Annotated in this window: 1 protein-coding gene; it reads right to left on the bottom strand. The window is 68.1% G+C overall.

Annotation, left to right across the window (positions count from 1 at the left end):
• The coding region (locus ABZZ74_RS54260) for an IS110 family transposase (RefSeq protein WP_356951461.1) at positions 1 to 1044 on the bottom strand (1044 nt) is incomplete at its 3' end.
• Positions 1045 to 1290 lie beyond the last annotated feature (246 nt).

Raw genomic sequence — 1290 nt, 5'->3', positions numbered from 1 at the left:
AGTTGTCGGTTGGATGAGGCGGTAGAGCTCGCGGGCGACGTATCGCTTGAGGCAGCGGATTATCTCTCGCTTCGAGAGGCCTTGGGCGGTGCGTCGCAGCAGGTAGGCCTGGGTTCGTTCGTCCCAGCGGATGCGGGTCATGACGATGCGGTAGAGGGCTGCGTTGGCCTGTCGGTTGCCGCCTCGGTTCAGGCGTCGTCGTTGGGTCTTGCCCGATGACTGCTCGACAGGGCTGACCCCGCACAGGGCAGCGAACGCCGCCTCGTCGGCGAGCCGCTCGGGGTTGTCGCCTGCGGCGATAATCAGGGCGGCGGCGCTGTCCGGACCGACTCCGACGAGCTCGAGCAGGTGCGGCCTGCAGGCGCGCACGGCCTTGGTGGTGCGACGGGTCAGCTCTTTGATCTCGTCAGTCAGGCTCTGGATCCGCCGGGCGAGCAGGCGCATCGTGAAGACGGCCTGGTCCCTGTCGTCGTTCAGTTCGGCACATGTGGCGATCAGGGCCCGGTTGGTCAGGCTGGCGAGCGACTCGCGCAGGCCGGGGTCGACCGCCAGGAGGACGGCCTTGAGCTGGTTCATGGCCTGGGTGCGGGCCTTGACGGCCGACTCCTTGGCCAGCCGGAGGACACGCATGTCCGCTGCGGGTCCGTCCGCGGTCTTCGGTGTCGTCGTGGCCCGCCCCGACAGGACCGCGCGGGCTGCGGCGTCCGCGTCCACCGCATCGGTCTTGCCACGCTTGCGGCGGGTGGCGCGGTCGGGCTGGTTGATCTCTATGACCTCGATGCCGTCGCGCCGCAGGACGCTCGCCAGTGCGGCTCCGTAGGAGCCGGTGCATTCGACGCCGGCGCGCTTCAGGACTCCGAAAGACCTTGCCCAGGTAGCCAGTTGGCGGTATCCCTGGGCCGTTGCCGGGAACTCCTGGTGCGCGAGCGAGGCACCCAGTGTGGTGATCACCGCAGCGACGTGGACATCCTTGTGGGTGTCCACCCCGAGCACCACCTCCTCCGCGACGGAGAGCTGCTGCACTGGCAGGGTGGTCTGGGGCATGCTGGTGGCGGTCACAGGGCTCCTCGGACTGGGGCTGGTGGCCAACGCCGGTCCGGTGGGCGGTCAGAACTGTGACGGTGCTTTGTTCCCGCAAAGCCCCTATCGGGACACGTCCACCGGGCCGATGCCGGCAAGTGCTGCACGGAGACGGGAAGCCGACAGTTCTACTCCAAGGCAACTGAGGCCAGTTGTCACACGGGTCAGGCTTACCGCCCCCGGCAGCACTCCATGATGCTCACAGTTGTC

It is taken from the genome of Streptomyces sp. NPDC006476 (genome assembly GCF_040612015.1).
Lineage (GTDB): Bacteria > Actinomycetota > Actinomycetes > Streptomycetales > Streptomycetaceae > Streptomyces > Streptomyces griseorubiginosus_B.
Note: the sequence above shows the minus strand (reverse complement) of the source record. Positions and strands in the feature narration are given on the sequence as shown.